Source organism: Devosia chinhatensis (genome assembly GCF_000969445.1).
GTDB lineage: Bacteria > Pseudomonadota > Alphaproteobacteria > Rhizobiales > Devosiaceae > Devosia > Devosia chinhatensis.
On sequence record NZ_JZEY01000054.1, the window covers coordinates 254,414 to 271,743 of the forward strand.

Consider the following 17,330-nt stretch of genomic DNA (forward strand, 5'->3'; position numbering starts at 1 on the left):
GCTTCCTTGATCACCCTCAAGGCTGGCCGCGACCGTTCGCGCGGCGATGCTCGGGACCATGTGGCCGCCGCCCATTCGGGCAAGGGCCAGTCCCCCCTCATGCGGATCAGCGTCTTTTCGCTGCGCCATTACTGGCAGGCCGCCATTGCCATCGGCGCCACCATGGCGGCGGCAACGCTGCAATTGATGATCCCGCGCCTGCTCGGTCAGGCCGTGGACGAGGCGCATAACGTGCTGAGCACCGCCGCCGAAGGCGCGCAGCAGGCGCTTTTCTGGACGGCGCTGACTTTGCTCACCGTCTCGGTGGCGCGCGGCATCTTCACGCTTTTGCAGAATTACTATTCCGAAAGCGTCGGCCACCATGTCGGCTACGAGCTGCGCCTGGCCTTTTACGACAAGGTCCAGCGGCTCTCCTATTCCTATCATGACCGCGTGCATTCGGGCGATCTCATCACCCTTGGCCTGCTCGATCTCGATGGCCTGCGCATGTTCTTTGCCACTGGCCTCATCCGCGTGGTGCTGCTCTCGGTGCTGATCGGGGTCGGCGCCTGGATGCTGTTCACCACCGATGTGCTTCTGGCCTTTCTCGCGCTGAGCTTCGTGCCCTTCGTGGCCTGGCGGTCCTCCTCGGCCCAGCTCACTCTGCGCAAGACCTGGCTCATCCTTCAGCAGCGCCTCTCGGTGCTGACCCGCGTCATGGAGGAGAACCTTGGCGGCATTCGTGTCGTCCGCGCCTTTTCCGGCCAGAAGTTCGAGCTGTCCAAGTTCGACGAGGCGTCCCGGTCGGCCCTGGAACTGGCGCATGAGCGTGTGCGCGTGCGTGTCAACAACACCTCGATGATGACCTTCTCGTTCTTTGCGGCCATGGGCCTCGTGCTCTGGGTGGGCGGCAACAAGGTCATTGCCGGTGAGTTGAGCGTGGGCACCCTGGCCTCCTTCCTCACCTTCATGACCATCCTGCAGATGCCGGTGCGCCAGCTCGGGCTCATGGTCAATTCCTTTGCCCGGGCGTCCACCTGCGGCGATCGCTTCTATGGCTTTCTCGATGCGCCGGTGGAAATCGAGGACCTGCCCGGCGCCGTCCCGCTCAAGGTCACCGAAGGCACGCTCCGGTTTGAGGATGTGCATTTCACCTATCCCGGGGCCTCCCATCCGACGCTCAACGGCGTCAGTTTCGAAGCCCGCATGGGCCAGACCATTGGCGTGGTCGGTGCTCCCGGTTCGGGCAAGTCCACCATGGCCCATCTCATTCCCCGTTTTTATGAGGCGAGCACGGGCCGCATCACCATCGATGGCCAGGATGTGCGCGAGGTCAGCCTGCAAAGCCTGCGTCGGCAGGTCGCCGTGGTGCAGCAGGACAGCTTCCTGTTCACCACCACCATCGAGAACAACATCGCCTATGGCGATCCCTGGGCCAAGGATCGCAAGATTGAGCGCGCCGCCGAAAGCGCGCAATTGCACAATTACATCATGGGCCTTCCAGCGGACTACAATACGGTGGTCGGCGAGCGCGGCGTGTCGCTGTCCGGTGGCCAGCGGCAGCGGCTTGCCATTGCCCGCTCGCTGGTGCTCAAGCCCGCCGTGATGATCTTCGACGATTCCACTGCCGCCATCGATGCGGGCACCGAACACCGCATCCGCTCGGCCATCCGCCGCTACGCCAAGGATCGGGTGACCATGATCATTGCCCACCGGCTTTCCTCGCTCATGCATGCCGATCTCATCCTCTTCCTCGAGGATGGCCGCGTCGTCGAGCGCGGCACCCATGCCCAATTGCTGGAGCAGAACGGCCGCTACCGTGCGCTCTACGATCTGCAGACCCGGCCCGGTGACGATTTGGAGGCCGCCCAATGAGCGCCATGGACGACGACGAGCGCGAAACCGCGACCTTTCCCGGCCAGCGCCCCCCACGCGCCTCGGTGGGCAGTCACACCATCGAGGAAGAAGTCTTTGGCAAGGCCTATGACCCGCAGACGGTTCGCCGCATCTGGGCCTATGTGCATCCCTATCGGCTCAAGATCTACGTTTCGGTCTTGGCCGTGCTGGTCTTTACCGGCACCCAGCTTGCCATTCCGCTCATCATCGGCAATGCCATCGACACCGGCATGGTCGCTGGCGGCAATCTGGAAAGTCTCTCCGGCGCCGTGATCGCCTTTGCTGTTGCGATCCTGCTCAACTTTGCCGCCTCCTGGGTGCAGGAGACCCAGGTGGGGCAGGTGGCCGAAAATGTGCTGTTCGACATGCGTCGCGCCATGTTCGCCCAATTGCAGCGCGTTTCGCTGTCCTACATGGACAAGACCGAGGTAGGGCGCCTCATGAGCCGCCTTCAGGGCGACGTCAATTCCATGCAGGAATTTCTCGAAACATCGGTCATTTCGGTCGGTGACATCGTGCTGCTGTTCGGCATCGTCGCCGTCCTGCTCACCCTCGATCCCTTCCTGGGTCTTTTGACCATGGCGACCATGCCCGTGCTCTTTATTGTGCGCATCTTCTGGCTGCCCCGGGCCAAGCGCGCCTTCTGGGCGGCGCACGAAACCAATTCGCTGACCAACGGCGCCATGGCCGAGGGTATCAATGGCGTGCGCACTGTGCAGAACCTCGACCGTCAGAAGGTCAATTTCGACCTCTATGACGATAAGGCCTATCAGAACCTGCGCACCCAGCTGACCGGGTCAAAATATGCCCAGGTCATGGTGCCCATCGTCGACAGCCTCACCGGTATCTCCATGGCCACGGTCGTGGTTGTGGGCGGCGCCATGGTGCTTAACGGCACGCTGCAGGTCGGCGTCATCGTCGCTTTCCTGTTCTATATCCAGCGCTTCTTCGACCCCATCCGCTCGCTCACCATGCAATATTCGATCATGCAGCGTGCCATGACTTCGGGCCGCCGCATCACCGAGGTTCTCGACCTGCCCGTAGTGATCGAAGACAAGCCCGGCGCCGTGGAGCTGACCAGCGACATGGACGGCTCGGTCGCCTTCAACGACGTGGTGTTCGGCTACGATCCCAAGCGCCCCGTGCTCAAGAACGTCTCGTTCCGCGTCAATCCCGGGGAAACCGTCGCTCTGGTCGGTCCGACTGGCTCGGGCAAGACCAGCGCCATGGCGCTGGTGCATCGCTTCTACGAGGTCCAGAAGGGGGCCGTTCTGGTCGGTGGCCATGATGTGCGCAACGTCACCCAGGAAAGTCTGGGCGAGCAGGTGGCCATGGTGCTGCAGGAGCCCTTCCTCTTCACCGGCACCATTTTCGACAATATCCGCTACAACAAGGCCAGCGCCACGCGCGAGGACGTGATCGCTGCCGCCCGGGCCGTGGGCGCGCATGACTTCATCTCCCGGTTCGAAAAGGGGTATGACACCGTGCTCGAACAGCGCGGCTCCAATCTGTCGCTTGGCCAGCGCCAGCTCCTCAGCTTTGCCCGCGCTCTTGTGGCCGATGCCCGGATCCTCGTGCTCGACGAAGCCACCGCAAATATCGACAGCTACACCGAGCGGCAGATCCAGAAGGCGCTCGAAGTGCTGCTGGAAGGGCGCACCGGCATGGTCATCGCCCATCGCCTCGCCACCATCCGGGGCGCCGATCGCATCATCGTGCTGCAGAATGGCGAGAAAATCGAGGAAGGCAATCACGACCAGCTCATGGAGCTCGGCAGCCTCTATTCGCGCCTCTACAACATGAACTATGCCAGCTTCGACGACATCCCCGACGATCTGGTCGCACAAGCCAACGCCAAGGCGGCCAGCACCTGAGGGTCAAGGCCCCGATGCCGCGTCTCGATCGCGACCCTCACCCCCTTTTGCGGAGAGGGTCGCGACGCCGGCAGCGAAGCGGACTGGCAAAGCAGTCGTGAGGGGGAAAGGTCTTTCGACCGGAGCCAGGTCTTGTGGCTCCTGCTGACCCTCCCCTTGAGGGGAAGGCCGGGGAGGGGTGCTGCCGTTCAGGCTATTGCCCCTGTCCTGCCGCATCTGGTTCCGTCTCCAGCTCCGGATAGATCAGCACCGAACATTGCCGATTATTCGCATCGAGCTGGGTCTGTTCCTGGGGCGAGATGACGCCCGAATAGACCGCGTCCCACAATTCGTCTCGATTGATGCCCTCGAGCCCGCACTGGCAATAGGTGGCGCACATCGCCGCCGTCGTTCCGGTCGCCTCGCAACTGGTCTGGCAGGAATTGAGAAATTCGATTTCCCGGCCGGCGGTCTGCGCACCGGTCGCCATGGCCAGTGGGGCGATCACCGCCAGCAGCAATGGCTGATGCACCAGATAGATGACGAGGCTCCACCGCCCCATCCAGCCCAGCACCCGCGACAGCCGATTGCGCGGCTGCACCGATGCCAGCCGCGCCTCTGCTGTCGACCCCCGCACCAGCCGCGCGACCACGATGCCGCCCAGCACGACGCCCAGCCAGGGAAAGACCGGCACCAGATCATTGGTCAGGGGCGGCACCTCCCAGAAACCGATCCAGGAGAGGGCCACGGCGTTGAACAGCGGATCGTGGAACAGGAAATGCAGGGCAACAATGGCCACGCCCGCCAGCGCCGTCAGCCAGATCGGCGTGAAAAGGAAAGGCAGGGCCAGGATGCTGAACAGCGCGATGGCATGCAGCACCCCGAAATACACAAAGCTTTCGGGGAACATGATCCACGTTCCCAGCGTGATGAGCAGCGCGCCCCCCGCCACGAAAAGGGTCCGTCGCCAGAAGCTCGTCCAGCGCACGCCATCCCCATGCCCCAGCACCAGGCCGACACCGACGAGGAACATGAACGAGAACAGGATCGAGCGGGCAAAAAAGACCCAGCCCGGATCGTAGCCGACATCGACCGGCATAAAGCCATAGAACGACAGGTCCCAGCTCAGATGGTAGATCACCATGGCCACGATGGCGACGCCGCGGGCAATGTCGATGATGGGAAGGCGCGGACGTTTGCCGCCGCGCAGCAGCGCGTCTTCCTGCGGGGCTGAGGTCGGCCGAAGGCCGGGTGAGGGGGCCTTCGATCCGCTCATCGCTTCATCCCTTGAAATTGGCGACCACCGCCAGAAAGTCCGCGCCATAACGGTCGAGCTTGCCCTGTCCGACGCCGGGCAGGTTCAGCATGTCATGGGGATGGGTCGGCTGCGCCAGTGCCATCGCCTTGAGCGTCGCATCATGGAAAATGACATAGGGCGGCACCCCCTGCGACTTGGCGATCCGCAGCCGTTCCTCGCGCAGTGCATCGAAAAGCGGGCGGGCGTGATCGGGGACATCGATGGATTTCGCCAGAGAGCGACGAATTTCTATCGCTTTCTTGGGTCTGTCTTTCCTGAGGGTAACAGTCTGCTCACGTTTGAACACCGAATGTGCATTCGCGGCTAACATCAGCGCACCGTGATTGGCATGGTCGACAAGGATCAGCCCCATGGCTGTCAACTGCCGCAAGACCGACTGCCAGGTCTTGGCGTCGAGCTCCTGGCCTTGTCCGAAAACCTTCTGGTGCTCGTGGCCAAACCGTTGAACTTTCTCGGTTTGTTTGCCCAGTAGCACGTCGATCACATGCGCCGCGCCGAACCGCTGGCCGGTTCGGTAAATCGCCGCCAGCGCCTTGATCGCCGCCTCGGTGCCGTCCCAGCTCTCGACCGGCGACCGGCACGTATCGCAATTGCCGCAAGGCTGCGGATAGACCTCGCCGAAATGGCTCAGGATCGCCTGTCGCCGGCACGACGCAGTCTCGCACACACCCAGTAAGGCATTGAGTTTGCTGTGTTCCAGCCGCTTGACCTCGTCGGGCGCATTGCCTTCGTCGATCATCCGGCGGCGTTGGACCACGTCGGCCATGCCATAGCTCATCCAGGCATCCGAGGGTTGCCCATCGCGCCCTGCGCGCCCGGTTTCCTGGTAGTAAGCCTCTATGGATGCTGGCAAATCCATGTGCGCCACATAGCGCACGTCCGGCTTGTCGATCCCCATCCCAAAGGCGACGGTCGCGACCAGGCACAACCCTTCCTCCTTGAGGAAAGCGTCCTGATTGGCGCTGCGCAATTGTGCGCTCATGCCCGCATGATAGGGTAAGGCCTTGATTCCCTTGCCATTCAGCCACTCGGCAATGTCCTCGACCTTGGCGCGGCTGAGGCAATAGACGATGCCGCTCTCGCCCTTGTGGGTGCCCAGGAAGTCCAGCAGCTGATCCCGCGCCTTGTCCCGCTCCACGATGGAATAGGAAATATTGGGACGGTCGAACGAGGTGGTGAAGACCCGCGCCTGTTCGAGCCCCAGCCGCTCGATGATGTCCTCGCGCGTCGTCGGGTCCGCCGTCGCGGTCAGCGCAATCCGCGGTACGCCGGGAAAAAGTTCAACCAGATGAATGAGTTCGCGATATTCCGGCCGGAAATCATGGCCCCATTGGCTCACGCAATGCGCCTCGTCGATTGCGAAAAGCGAGATGTCGCAGCCGCTCAGCATATTGGCAAAACCGGGAGTCGCCACGCGCTCCGGCGCGACGTAGAGCAGGTCGAGTTCGCCCTGCCGCAGCTGCCGCCGGACGTCGGCCGCTTCCTGGGGGCTCAGCGAAGAATTGAGCGCGGCCGCCGCAACACCGGCTTGTTTGAGGGCCTCTACCTGGTCTCGCATCAGGGCGATGAGCGGCGAGACCACGATACCCACCCCCGGCCTGCAAATGGCGGGGATCTGGTAGCACATCGACTTGCCTGCACCGGTAGGAAACAAGACCACCGCGTCCCCGCCCTCGGTGACATGGTCGATGACATCGGCCTGCTGCCCACGAAAGGCGCGATGCCCGAAGATGTCGCGCAAGACGTCGAGCGGCTCCGGACGCGAATGCCGGAGAGGGGAGAACAGATCGTAAGACTCAAGAGCTTCCACGCCTCTCTTGAATCACGGGGCGTCAGGTGTGGCAACCGGCAAGCGGCTGCTTTGCCCATTCACGTTCTGGTGGTGGAAACCGGCTCGACCTTGCCCTGGATGTAATCCTCGACCTTACTGGTCAGGATCCGCTTGAAGCGATCCTTCTCGGCCTCGGCATGGGTGACGATCTCGCGTACGCGCCAGAACTCCATGGCGCCAAAATTGGCGACGTGAGGGCGGATATAGATATCGGGAGGATAGGCGGCCATCATGTGAGCGGTCAGCGAGTGCATCATGATCTGGGCCGAGCCAAACCAGATATCGAGGGCCTTGTGCTCGGTCCGCGCCAGGGCAATCGAGGGATCGCCCACGACATCGATGCCAATGAGGAAGTCGGTGTCGATATCGGCCTGATCAAGCGGCAGTGGATTGACCACGCCTCCGTCGACCAGAACGTGATTGTTGTAGACCACCGGCTTGAAAAGGCTGGGTATGGCTATGGAGCCTGCAATTGCCGGCCGCAACAAGCCCGAATTGAACACCACCTGGTGCCAGGACTGAAAATCGGTGGCCACGACATGCAGCGGGATTTTGAGATCCTTGAATTCCTTTGGAAAGGACGGAGGGGTGAATGCATCCACGATGCTGGCGGCGTCGAGCTGCATGGAAATGCCGTTCTTGAGCAAGCCGCCCAATCCGCGAACCTGGGTCGCCCACAGCTTGCCCGCGATGATCCGCAACGTGCCCAGCACTTCGAAACTGTGCTCGCGCAGCTCCTTGCCCGTCATGCCCGCGGCCCAGCCTGCGCCGATCAGTGCGCCGATGGACGTGCCGGATATGCTGTGTGGCTTGAGGCCAAGCTCGTCCATCGCTTCGATATAGGGAATATGGGTCAGGCCGCGGGCGGAACCTCCACCCAACGCCACGCCGATCCTGGGTCCACTGTTCGTGTTCACCTGTCCACGCTCCGCACCTCTCATGCGCAGCTTGTCCGCCAAGGCCATGCCGCGCCTCTGCAGGGGCGTCAGTGGGCGTTGCGGCGGCGCCGCGTCGAAGACGGTTCTGAGGGTGGAGCCTAACTCACCAAGATTGAGGAATGGTTCAGCTGCGCTGGCGGGCAATCTCGCGCCAACCGATGTCCCGGCGGCAAAAGCCTTCCGGCCAATCAATCGCGTCAACGCCTGCGTAAGCACGATTTTGCGCCTCTTCGACCGATGCCCCGAGCGCGGTGATGTTCAGGACGCGCCCACCATTGGCAAGCAAACGTTCACCATCGCGCTTCGTTCCGGCGTGAAAGATCGTTAGTGCTTCGCTGTCCAGCCCGTCGACGCCCCGGATCACGCTGCCCTTGCCGTAATCGTCCGGGTAACCTTTCGTCGCCATGATGACTGTCAGCGCATAGGCGTCCAGCCATTCCACATCATGGCCGGCAAGGGCGCCCATGGCCACGGCATGCAGCAATGGCACGATATCGCTCTGCATGCGCATCATCATTACCTGCGTCTCGGGGTCGCCGAAGCGCGCATTATATTCGACCAGCTTGGGACCATCTGCCGTGAGCATCAATCCCGCATAGAGGACGCCGGCATAAGGCGTGCCTCGCTCGGCCATACCCCGCACGGTGGGCTCGATGATGCGAGCCATGACGTCTTCATAAACCGCGTGCGACATCACCGGCGCCGGGGAATAGGCCCCCATGCCGCCTGTATTGGGACCGGTGTCACCATCGAAAGCCCGTTTGTGATCCTGCGCGGTGGTCAGCGGCAGGATATCCTTGCCGTCGGTCAGCACGAAAAGGCTGACCTCTTCGCCTTCCATGAAATCCTCGATGACAACGGCTGCCCCGGATGCTCCGAAAGCGCCCGAGAAACAATCGATGATCGCCTCTTCTGCCTCTTCGGCGGTCATGGCTACGGTAACGCCCTTGCCGGCCGCGAGCCCGTCGGCCTTGATCACGATCGGGGCGCCCTGGGTATAGAGATAGGCAAGGGCGGAGGCCTCGTCCTCGAAACGGGCATAGCCGGCCGTGGGAATGTCGAACTCGTCGCAGAGGGCCTTGGTGAAGCTCTTTGAGCCTTCCAGCTGCCCTGCAGCCTTGCTGGGGCAGAATGTGACGAACCCTGCCGCGCGCAGATCGTCGCCAAGGCCGGCGACAACCTGGGCATCGGGCCCGACGACCACGAAGTCGATAGCGTTCTCTTGGGCGGCAGCGATCACCGCCTCATGGTCGGTGATGTCGACCTGAACATTGCTGGCCATTGTGCCCGTACCGCCGTTTCCGGGCGCAACGAACAAGGCGCTGACCATTGGCGACTGTGCGATCTTCCAGGCCAGGGCATGTTCACGCCCGCCAGAACCGATGACCATCACGCGCATTTTCTGCCTCCGTCGCTGTCTGTGCGCGTGATGCACGAGAGCGGCGGCAGAGGCAAGCCGGAAAGGCTAGAGCTCGGCTTCTTTGAAAATCCGGGTCAGGTCACCATTCCATTCACCCTTGAACTTGGCCAGCCAGCGTTCAGCGGGCGATTTCCCGGAGCGGATAGTTTCCTCAAGAGGCGCGAGGTGGATGGTTTCGTCTCGACCCTTGGCGTCGAGACGATTGCGGCGAACAAGCCCGGCCTCGGCAATACCCACCGCTTGCGCGGCGACATCAAAGAGACTGGACCGGTCGAACGGTGTTGCAAGTCCCCTGCGTGGCACCTCGCGCCGGAGATAGTCGCGGTCTTCCTCAGACCAGTTCTTTACCAGCTCCCAGGCGGCTTCGAGCGAGATATCGTCATAGAGCAGGCCGGTCCAGAAGGCCGACAGCGCGACCACATGGGCCTCGTCGCCCATGTCGGCGCCGCGCATTTCGAGGAATTGCTTGAGCCGGACTTCAGGGAAGATGGTCGAGAGGTGGTCTTCCCAATCCTTGATTGTGGGCTTCTCCCCGGGCAATTGCGGCAGGCGACCCTCGAGGAAATCGCGGAAGCTCTCACCCGCGACATTGACGTACTGGCCGCCACGAATGACGAAATACATCGGCACGTCCAAGGCATAGTCGGCGTAGCGTTCAAAGCCGAATCCGTCCTCGAACGCGAAGGGCAGCATGCCGGTGCGCGCGTCGTCGGTATTAAGCCAGATATGACTGCGGAAACTGAGATAACCCGCCTCACGCCCGTCGACGAAGGGTGAATTGGCAAAAAGCGCCGTGGCAACGGGCTGCAGGGCAACGGAGACGCGGAGTTTGCGGACCATGTCCGCCTCGCTCGAAAAGTCGAGATTGGCCTGCACCGTCGCCGAGCGATACATCATCGACGTACCCAAAGTACCCACGCGGCCCATGTAATCGGTCATGATTGCATAGCGCGATTTGGGCATCGCCTCGATCTGCGCAACAGACCAGAGCGGTGTAACGCCCAAGCCGAGAAAGTGAATATCAAGTGGTGCTGCTACCTTGCGCGCAACCCGCATATGCTCGGCAAGTTCATCGGCCGTGCCATGAATGTCGGCCATGGGCGCGCCGGAAAGCTCGAACTGACCACCCGGCTCAAGCGAGATACCGCCAGCCACTGCGTCGTTGCGCAGGCCAATAGGGTTGTCGCCGTCATAGAACGGTTTCCAGCCGGTTTCCCTTCCTATGCCGTCGAGCAGGGCGCGAATGCCCTGGTCGCCTTCATAGGCTACAGGACGAAGAGGGTCGGTATGGAACACATGCTTTTCGTGCTCCGTGCCAATGCGCCATTGGTCGGCAGGCTTGGCCCCGCGTTCCATCGCCTCGATCAGGTCTGCCCGAGATTCGATGAGGGGCGAAGGAGTGTCGGCGCCGGCCATGGAGTCCTCTTGGTTGAGGCGACTAAAGTGAGGCGCGAAAATAGCGAGCGCAAGGCGGAAAGCAATCGCGTTTTATCGCCAATCGCCGATGGTCGCTTGAATAATGGCCATTGCGGCCACTGCTGCCGTATCGGCCCGCAGGATGCGCGGCCCGAGACTGATGGGGATAACGTATGGGAGTGCTCCGAGTTTCTGACGCTCCGTCTCGGAAAATCCGCCCTCGGGTCCAACGAGCAGGCCAATGCGCCTGCCGGCCAGTTCACCGAGCGTCTGGACGGGGGTCGCGGAGGGTGCGCTTTCGTCGGCGAAAACGAGGACACGGTCCCCATGCTCGGCCGCCCAACCATCGATCAGGCGATCCAGCGAGATGTCCTCCGCAATCTGGGGCACGCTGAGCACTTCGCACTGCTCGGCGGCTTCTATCGCATTGGCGCGCAGACGCTCCGGCTTCAGCCGGTTGACCTGGGTGTATTGGGTGTAAACGGGCTGGATAATGCCTGCCCCCATCTCCACCGCTTTCTGAACGACATAGTCTAGCCGTTCACTTTTAAGCGGTGCAAAACCATACCAGAAATCGGTCGCACGGGTTTGCGGCGCGATCCGCTCGACGACGCTCAGCACGACCGACTTTTTCGAATCACGCGAGAGGCGGCAGAGCCAGGCCCCGTCCCGTCCATTGAACAGAATGACCTCGTCGCCGATCGTCTTGCGGAGCACGGCGGCAAGGTAGAGCGACTGATCCTTGTCCAGCGTCAGGTCGACGCTGTCCGCAAGATCGGCAGCGACGAAAAGGCGTGGAAGTTGGGCGTGGCTGCGGGGCATGATGGCAAGCGGCACCGAGCCGCACCCTCCTGGTTCACTAGATGTGCGATGAGGGTCTACTCTAATCCTTTCGAACACAGTAGACCTGCACGGGATTTCTCTTCGACCTCTTTCGACCCGGCCGCTTGTCGAGGTCGACCACCCCAGCATCGAGGTGCGCCAATGACACCCCCAACAGGCTCCGTCGCCGATGCCCAGAAGGACAATTGGCTTGATCGATATGCGCCCGATCGCGTCAAACCCTATGGCCGACTGGCACGCTGGGACCGGCCGATCGGCTTCTGGTTGCTGTTCTGGCCCTGCGCCTGGGGCGTCGGCCTTGCAGCGATAGCGCAGCCGCAGGCCGGCTTCGGCTGGTGGGCGGTCATCCTCATGTTCTTCGGTGCTGTGCTCATGCGCGGTGCAGGATGCACTTTCAACGACATCGTCGACCGCGACATTGACATGCAGGTGGCCCGCACCCGGTCCCGGCCGATCCCCTCTGGGCAGGTTTCGGCCCGGGATGCGCTCTATTTTCTGATCGCACAGGCACTTGTGGCATCCGCCATACTTTTCCAGTTCAATCGCTTCACGGTCTGGGCCGGTGTCGCCTCACTTGGGCTCGTGGCCATTTATCCATTCATGAAGCGGATCACCTGGTGGCCGCAGTTCTTCCTCGGCCTGGCCTTCTCGTTCGGCGCACTGGTGGGATGGTCGAGCCAGACCGGTGGGCTCTCTTGGGCGCCGATCGCGCTTTATGCCGGTACGATCCTCTGGGTGATCGGCTACGACACGATCTACGCTTTGCAAGACGTCGAGGATGATGCCTTGGTGGGAGTCAAATCGACAGCCCGTCTCTTCGGCAGCCATGTTCGCCCGGCGGTCGCCGTGCTTTATGCCGGAGCCTTCTTGCTCTGGAACGTCGCGGTGATTCTGGTCGGAGGCGGGTGGATTTTCGCGGTCCTTTCACTGGTGCCTGCCGCTTTGATGAGCTGGCAGCTCTGGACGCTTGACGCCGACGACGCTGAGAACCCGCTGATCCGTTTCAAGAACAATCATTATGTCGGCGTGGCGCTGACACTGGCATTCCTCGCAGACTGGGTTTGGTGAAAAAAGCCGGGCACACGCATAGCATGGCCCGGCAAGTCGTCAGGAAACTGGGCCGGCGGCAAAACCGGCCCGGGAGATGGCACGAGCACTCATCGTGTTCGAACCAACGCTTGGAGCGGCTGCCACGAACAACCGCTGATTCAAATCTCAGGACCGGGCGCTGCGGGCACGGGCCGCGTTGAGCACCATGCCGGGCGTCCGCCCGTTGCGGGCCGCCATGGCCTCGGCGATATCGGCATGACTGATACCGAGATCCTTGAGGCGCGCATGGTCCAGTTCGAGCAGGCTCCTAAGGGCCGTGCGGCGGGCGCGCTTAGCTTTCGCCTTGGCAATCCAGGCAAAAATACCGCGTACAGGACGAACCTGCGAGCCAGCCGCAACTGACCGCTCGCCGGGCAGCGAGAGAGCCATTTCTTTTCTCCAAAATGGGTTCTGCCGGAAGGGAAGCCGACATGGTGCGGCGCAAAGGCAGCACCGATGCTGATGAATTAACGTGCTGGACTTCCATTCGTCCAACAAATAGATTTCATCTTGAGGATCAATTTGGGTGATGGATTGCCATGACCGCACCGCTTGACCTGGACCAGCTCCAGAGCTTTTGCGCCATAGCCGATTGCGGCAGCTTCACCGAAGCCGCCCGGCGTGTGAACAAAACGCAGTCCGCAGTCTCCATGCAGATCAAGCGGCTCGAGGAACGGCTGGGGCATACCCTTTTCACGCGTGATGGGCGCAGTGTCACCCTCACGCATCACGGAGAAGTTCTTTACGAGCGCGCACGCAAGATGTTGCGCACTAATGCGGAAATTCTCGATCATTTCAACGATGGTGACCTCGCGGGCTCGATCCGCTTCGGCGTGCCGGACGATTATGCGGTGCGCCTGCTGCCCGTCATCCTGTCCAGTTTCCAGCGCACCCATCCCAAGATCGCGGTGGACGTGTCCTGCATGGCCTCCGAGCAATTGCTCGAAGGCATGAAGGTCGGCCGTTATGACCTGATCGTCTTCACGCAGGGGACGGACCAGAATTTCGGTGAACTGTTCCGCACGGAGAAAATGTTCTGGGTCGCCAGTCACGGTGGGCGAGCTTTGGCCTCCGAACCCCTTGCTATCGCGTGCGGGCCGCAATGCTGCATCTGGCGCAAGGATGCCATGGAGGCCCTGGAGCGCACGAACAAGGACTATCGGGTGGCCTACACATCCTCAAATGCCACAGCCATTTCCTCGGCTGTGCTTTCCGATCTGGCCATCGGGTTCCTACCGGAGAGTGCTCTGCAACCGGGTATGCGGGTAATCGGGGAAGATCATGGCTTGCCACGGCTGGCCGACGCCCAGATCGCCCTGATGCGCGCCAGTCACGCCTATGGCGGCATCTATGATGCCCTCGCCAATCACATCGTGCAGTCCATGGGAAATCTTGAGCCGGTCGTGCAGGTCGAGGCTGCTGAATAAGCGCGCCGCTTGACCGGCGCAGCCCTTTTGGCGCACCAGAGGCACATGTCCCAGGTACTCACCAACGCCGCAGAATTCACCGTGTCCGAGATCGCACAGGCGGTCAAACGCACTGTTGAGGACGAGTTCGGCCATGTTCGCGTCCGCGGAGAAATTTCCGGCTTTCGTGGACAGCACTCGTCCGGTCACGCCTATTTCACGCTCAAGGACGACAGCGCCTCCATCGACGCGGTCGTATGGAAAGGCAGTTACGCGCGGCTCGCCTTCAAGCCCGAAGAGGGGCTCGAGGTTATCGCCACCGGTCGGCTGACCACCTTTCCGCGGTCGTCTAAGTACCAGATCGTCATCGAAAATATCGAGCCTGCGGGGGCCGGCGCCCTGATGGCCCTGCTCGAGGAGCGGCGCAAGAAGCTTTTGGCAGAGGGTCTCTTTGCTCGCGAACGCAAGCGGGCATTACCCTACCTGCCGCGCGTCATCGGCGTGGTAACCTCACCAACCGGCGCCGTCATCAGGGACATCCTGCACCGGCTCGAGGATCGCTTCCCCAGTCATGTACTCGTCTGGCCGGTGCGTGTGCAGGGTGAAACCTGCGCGCCTGAAGTGGTCAACGCTATCGATGGGTTCAACGCACTTTTGCCAGGGGGCGCGATCCCGCGCCCGGACCTCATCATCGTGGCGCGCGGCGGCGGGTCCATCGAGGACCTCTGGGGCTTCAACGAGGAAAGCGTTGTGCGGGCCGTTGCAGGTTCCGCCATTCCCGTCATTTCCGCCGTGGGGCATGAGACCGACACGACCCTTGTAGACTATGCATCCGACATGCGCGCCCCCACACCCACGGCTGCGGCAGAAGCCGCCGTTCCGGTGCGGGCCGAGCTGATTGCCTATGTCGAGGACCAGGGCATGCGTCAGCGACAAGCGGCGCGGCGAACCCTGGCGAGCTTGCGAGACCGCTTGCGGGCTGCAGCCGCAGGCCTGCCGCGCCCGGCCGATCTGGCGGCAACGCAACGCCAGACCCTCGACATGACGGCAAGCCGGCTGACAGGAGCCTTGCGCCACTTCGTGCAGGGACGGCGGCTGGGATATTCGGGACTGGAAGCCAAGTTGCAACCGCGTCTGGTGCGGCAGCGACACGCTGAATTGCGGGAGCGACTGGCCAATCTCGACCGCCACGCCATTGCCGGTCTCAACAAGACCGTGGATCGCAGCCGGCTCAAGTTCGATCCTATTCTGCGGCAATTGCCCTTGGCCGCCACCACGTCGATGGAACGGAAGCAGACGATTTTGGCACGGCTTTCACCGCGGCTCAGCGCCCAGCCACTCCGGGCCGAACTGCGCCACGCCGGCGGCCTCCTCGTGCCCCTCGCCGCTCGTCTGGCCGCATCCGCACGGCATGCCATGTCCCAGCGGCGGGGGCAGATCGAACAGCTGGGCAAACTCATCGAAACCCTCGGCTATCGAAACGTGCTGGCCCGTGGCTACGCCATCGTGCAGGACGAGCGCGGAGAGGTGGTGACCGACGCATCCCGATTGATGCCCGGAGACAGTCTTCAGATTACCTTCGCGCAAGGCGAGGTTACAGCGAACGTGGCTGGCGCGCCGCCACGGCGCAAGCCGCCCAAGTCGCCGTCTGGCGGTGGGACGCAGGAAAGCCTCTTTTGACGCAGGCGCACGTCCGCTATATGGCGGATGACGGCCAAGGAGCTCGGGCATGAATATTTTCGACAAGGGATTTGCACCGGCGGAGGCGACGCTGCGCTACCTTGATGGTGACTATGTCGTGCTCAAGCCCGGCACGTTTGTGCGATGCGCCATGACCTCCAAGCCTATTCCACTAGACGAATTGTTCTATTGGAGCGTCGATCGCCAGGAGCCCTATGCCAATGCGGAGGCGGCGCATATGGCCTTCGAACGTTTCGGCCGGGGACAATAGGGATGACCGAGGCAGCGACACGTCAACGCTTCCTCATCATCTCGAATGGGCACGGCGAGGATGCCATTGCCGCGCAATTCGTCATGCGGCTTCCGCCAGGTGTCGCCGTCGAAGCCTATCCGATGATCGGCAGTGGCAAGGCCTATAATGGCGTATGCCCGATCGTGGGGCCACGGGCCACTTTGGCATCCGAAGGCTGGCGAAACGTCAAAGGGTCGGTCCGTCGCGATATCGTCAATGGTGGTCTGATGACGGTGCCGCCGGCACTCAAATTCCTCCGTTCCGCCAAGGATCGATACGATAGGGTGATCGTCGTCGGCGACGTCACCGGCGTCCTTGCCTGCATGGCGACCGGGCATCGGGGCCTTGTCTACCTCGATGTTTATAAGACCGGCGCGGCCCGATTATACTCAAGGCTTGAGCGACTGGTGATCGCAAGAGCCTGCGACTTGGTCTTCTGCCGGGCAGAATCGCTGGCAGCCCCACTGCGTGCGGATGGCGTCGATGCCCGAAGCGCGGGCAATCTCATGATGGATACCGTTCCTTACGGTCATTATGACACGCAGGCCCGCCGTGCCCGTCCTCTGGCGGTGACCCTGCTGCCGGGCAGCAGGGCCCTGACGGCCGAAAGTTTTGCTCTTCAGGTGGCCGGGCTGCGACTGCTGCCGGACGCTTTGCAGCCTGACATTTTCGTTGCCATTGCAGGGAGCGTGAATGTCGATGAATTGGCCAAGGCGGCTGGATTGTCGCGCACCTCGACGCTAAGCGCGGAGTCTGATGACCTTGGCATGCTGACTGATGGGACCATCCACATTCACATGGCGCGGGGCAGGGCCATGGGCAATCTGCTCGAAGCATCCGATCTGGTTATGAGCCAGGCGGGAACGGCTACGGTGCAGGCACTGGGCCTGGGCCGTCCGGTCATCACATTCAGGCACGCCAGAGACCGGCGCTCCCGTTTCGAGGATGAGCAGCAATTGTTCGGACAAGCGCGTACGGTCGTCGAGACGGATGCACAAGGGATCAGCAACGCCCTGGCGCGCTTGCTGGCGGATGACGCCGAGCGACAGCGCCTCGGCACCATTGGCCGCGAGCGGATCAGCGGGCCGGGGGCCATCGATCACATGCTCGCGGCTCTGGGTCTTTGATCAGGCGGCGCTGGTTTCGGGCTCGAGCAGGCGATGCAGATGGACGATGAAGTAGCGCGTCTGCGCGCTGTCCACTGTCATTTGCGCCTTCTGCTTCCAGGCCGAATAGGCGGTGGCGTAATTGGGGTAGATACCAACGATGTCCACCTTGTCGAGATCGGTGAAGGTAACGCCTTCAAGGCTCGAGAGTTCGCCGCCGATCACCAGGTGCAGCAATTGCTTTTCGGTCTTTTCAGCCATGG

General features: G+C 62.2%; 15 protein-coding genes. 7 read left to right on the forward strand and 8 right to left on the reverse strand.

The genetic code is table 11. From position 1 onward, the window contains the following. Positions 1-99 precede the first annotated feature (99 nt). Both VE26_RS01385 and VE26_RS01390 read left to right on the forward strand, forming a co-directional pair. Positions 100-1,854, forward strand: coding sequence for an ABC transporter ATP-binding protein (locus tag VE26_RS01385; protein ID WP_084620266.1), 1,755 nt, complete (start codon positions 100-102; stop codon positions 1,852-1,854). Continuing rightward, complete coding sequence (locus VE26_RS01390) at positions 1,851-3,749, forward strand: ABC transporter ATP-binding protein (protein ID WP_046103449.1); 1,899 nt, start codon at positions 1,851-1,853, stop codon at positions 3,747-3,749. The genes VE26_RS01385 and VE26_RS01390 overlap by 4 nt, the downstream gene beginning before the upstream one ends. A 193-nt stretch (positions 3,750-3,942) precedes the next feature. On the opposite strand, the gene VE26_RS01395 is transcribed toward VE26_RS01390, so the two are convergent. The 6 genes from VE26_RS01395 to VE26_RS01420 all read right to left on the reverse strand — a co-directional run bounded on the left by VE26_RS01395 (position 3,943) and on the right by VE26_RS01420 (position 11,488). Beyond that, a complete protein-coding gene (locus VE26_RS01395; protein ID WP_052715588.1) occupies positions 3,943-5,004 on the reverse strand; it encodes an acetyltransferase domain-containing protein in 1,062 nt (353 codons plus the stop codon). 4 nt (positions 5,005-5,008) lie between these two features. Next, the gene (recQ, locus tag VE26_RS01400) at positions 5,009-6,856 is read right to left on the reverse strand and encodes a DNA helicase RecQ (RefSeq protein ID WP_046103450.1); all 1,848 of its coding nucleotides are present in this window, start codon (positions 6,854-6,856) and stop codon (positions 5,009-5,011) included. 59 nt (positions 6,857-6,915) lie between these two features. Beyond that, positions 6,916-7,794, reverse strand: a complete 879-nt coding sequence (locus VE26_RS01405; protein WP_160297777.1) for a patatin-like phospholipase family protein — start codon at positions 7,792-7,794, stop codon at positions 6,916-6,918. Between the two features lie 145 nt (positions 7,795-7,939). Next, the gene (gene purD, locus VE26_RS01410; protein ID WP_046103451.1) at positions 7,940-9,214 is read right to left on the reverse strand and encodes a phosphoribosylamine--glycine ligase; all 1,275 of its coding nucleotides are present in this window, start codon (positions 9,212-9,214) and stop codon (positions 7,940-7,942) included. 66 nt (positions 9,215-9,280) lie between these two features. Continuing rightward, positions 9,281-10,651, reverse strand: a complete 1,371-nt coding sequence (locus VE26_RS01415) for a glutamate--cysteine ligase (RefSeq protein WP_046103452.1) — start codon at positions 10,649-10,651, stop codon at positions 9,281-9,283. A 72-nt stretch (positions 10,652-10,723) separates the two neighbouring features. After that, on the reverse strand, positions 10,724-11,488 hold the full coding sequence (locus VE26_RS01420) for a 16S rRNA (uracil(1498)-N(3))-methyltransferase (RefSeq protein ID WP_342018391.1): 765 nt from the start codon (positions 11,486-11,488) through the stop codon (positions 10,724-10,726). Positions 11,489-11,635: 147 nt separating this feature from the next. Between VE26_RS01420 and ubiA the strand changes: the two genes are divergently transcribed. Then, positions 11,636-12,562 (forward strand): 4-hydroxybenzoate octaprenyltransferase, encoded by a 927-nt coding sequence (gene ubiA, locus VE26_RS01425; RefSeq protein ID WP_046103453.1) that lies wholly within the window; start codon positions 11,636-11,638, stop codon positions 12,560-12,562. 147 nt (positions 12,563-12,709) lie between these two features. Here ubiA and VE26_RS01430 read toward each other — a convergent pair whose 3' ends face one another. Beyond that, positions 12,710-12,973, reverse strand: coding sequence for a YjiS-like domain-containing protein (locus VE26_RS01430; protein ID WP_046103454.1), 264 nt, complete (start codon positions 12,971-12,973; stop codon positions 12,710-12,712). 149 nt (positions 12,974-13,122) lie between these two features. On the opposite strand from VE26_RS01430, the gene VE26_RS01435 reads away from it, so the two are divergent. Genes VE26_RS01435 through VE26_RS01450 form a run of 4 tightly spaced genes read left to right on the forward strand, consistent with a single transcriptional unit; the run spans position 13,123 to position 17,088 of the window. Next, a complete protein-coding gene (locus tag VE26_RS01435) occupies positions 13,123-14,010 on the forward strand; it encodes a LysR family transcriptional regulator (protein WP_046103455.1) in 888 nt (295 codons plus the stop codon). Positions 14,011-14,055: 45 nt separating this feature from the next. Beyond that, positions 14,056-15,669 (forward strand): exodeoxyribonuclease VII large subunit, encoded by a 1,614-nt coding sequence (gene xseA / locus VE26_RS01440; protein WP_046103456.1) that lies wholly within the window; start codon positions 14,056-14,058, stop codon positions 15,667-15,669. A gap of 49 nt (positions 15,670-15,718) precedes the next feature. Next, the gene (locus VE26_RS01445; protein ID WP_046103457.1) at positions 15,719-15,940 is read left to right on the forward strand and encodes a DUF2093 domain-containing protein; all 222 of its coding nucleotides are present in this window, start codon (positions 15,719-15,721) and stop codon (positions 15,938-15,940) included. A gap of 2 nt (positions 15,941-15,942) precedes the next feature. Further along, positions 15,943-17,088 carry a glycosyltransferase family protein gene (locus VE26_RS01450; RefSeq protein ID WP_046103458.1) on the forward strand — a complete coding sequence of 382 codons (1,146 nt, stop codon included), beginning with the start codon at positions 15,943-15,945 and terminating at the stop codon, positions 17,086-17,088. Here VE26_RS01450 and VE26_RS01455 read toward each other — a convergent pair whose 3' ends face one another. After that, complete coding sequence (locus VE26_RS01455) at positions 17,089-17,328, reverse strand: DUF4170 domain-containing protein (RefSeq protein WP_046103459.1); 240 nt, start codon at positions 17,326-17,328, stop codon at positions 17,089-17,091. Between the last annotated feature and the right edge of the window lie 2 nt (positions 17,329-17,330).

Excerpts from the sequence above, each read along its gene's own strand:
- VE26_RS01455 (WP_046103459.1), bottom strand. The coding sequence starts at position 17,328 with ATGGCTGAAAAGACCGAAAAGCAATTGCTGCACCTGGTGATCGGCGGC.
- VE26_RS01390 (WP_046103449.1), top strand. The coding sequence starts at position 1,851 with ATGAGCGCCATGGACGACGACGAGCGCGAAACCGCGACCTTTCCCGGC.
- VE26_RS01430 (WP_046103454.1), bottom strand. The coding sequence starts at position 12,973 with ATGGCTCTCTCGCTGCCCGGCGAGCGGTCAGTTGCGGCTGGCTCGCAG.
- xseA (WP_046103456.1), top strand. The coding sequence starts at position 14,056 with ATGTCCCAGGTACTCACCAACGCCGCAGAATTCACCGTGTCCGAGATC.
- ubiA (WP_046103453.1), top strand. The coding sequence starts at position 11,636 with ATGACACCCCCAACAGGCTCCGTCGCCGATGCCCAGAAGGACAATTGG.
- VE26_RS01395 (WP_052715588.1), bottom strand. The coding sequence starts at position 5,004 with ATGAGCGGATCGAAGGCCCCCTCACCCGGCCTTCGGCCGACCTCAGCC.
- VE26_RS01450 (WP_046103458.1), top strand. The coding sequence starts at position 15,943 with ATGACCGAGGCAGCGACACGTCAACGCTTCCTCATCATCTCGAATGGG.
- VE26_RS01435 (WP_046103455.1), top strand. The coding sequence starts at position 13,123 with ATGACCGCACCGCTTGACCTGGACCAGCTCCAGAGCTTTTGCGCCATA.
- purD (WP_046103451.1), bottom strand. The coding sequence starts at position 9,214 with ATGCGCGTGATGGTCATCGGTTCTGGCGGGCGTGAACATGCCCTGGCC.
- VE26_RS01445 (WP_046103457.1), top strand. The coding sequence starts at position 15,719 with ATGAATATTTTCGACAAGGGATTTGCACCGGCGGAGGCGACGCTGCGC.
- VE26_RS01415 (WP_046103452.1), bottom strand. The coding sequence starts at position 10,651 with ATGGCCGGCGCCGACACTCCTTCGCCCCTCATCGAATCTCGGGCAGAC.
- VE26_RS01385 (WP_084620266.1), top strand. The coding sequence starts at position 100 with ATGCGGATCAGCGTCTTTTCGCTGCGCCATTACTGGCAGGCCGCCATT.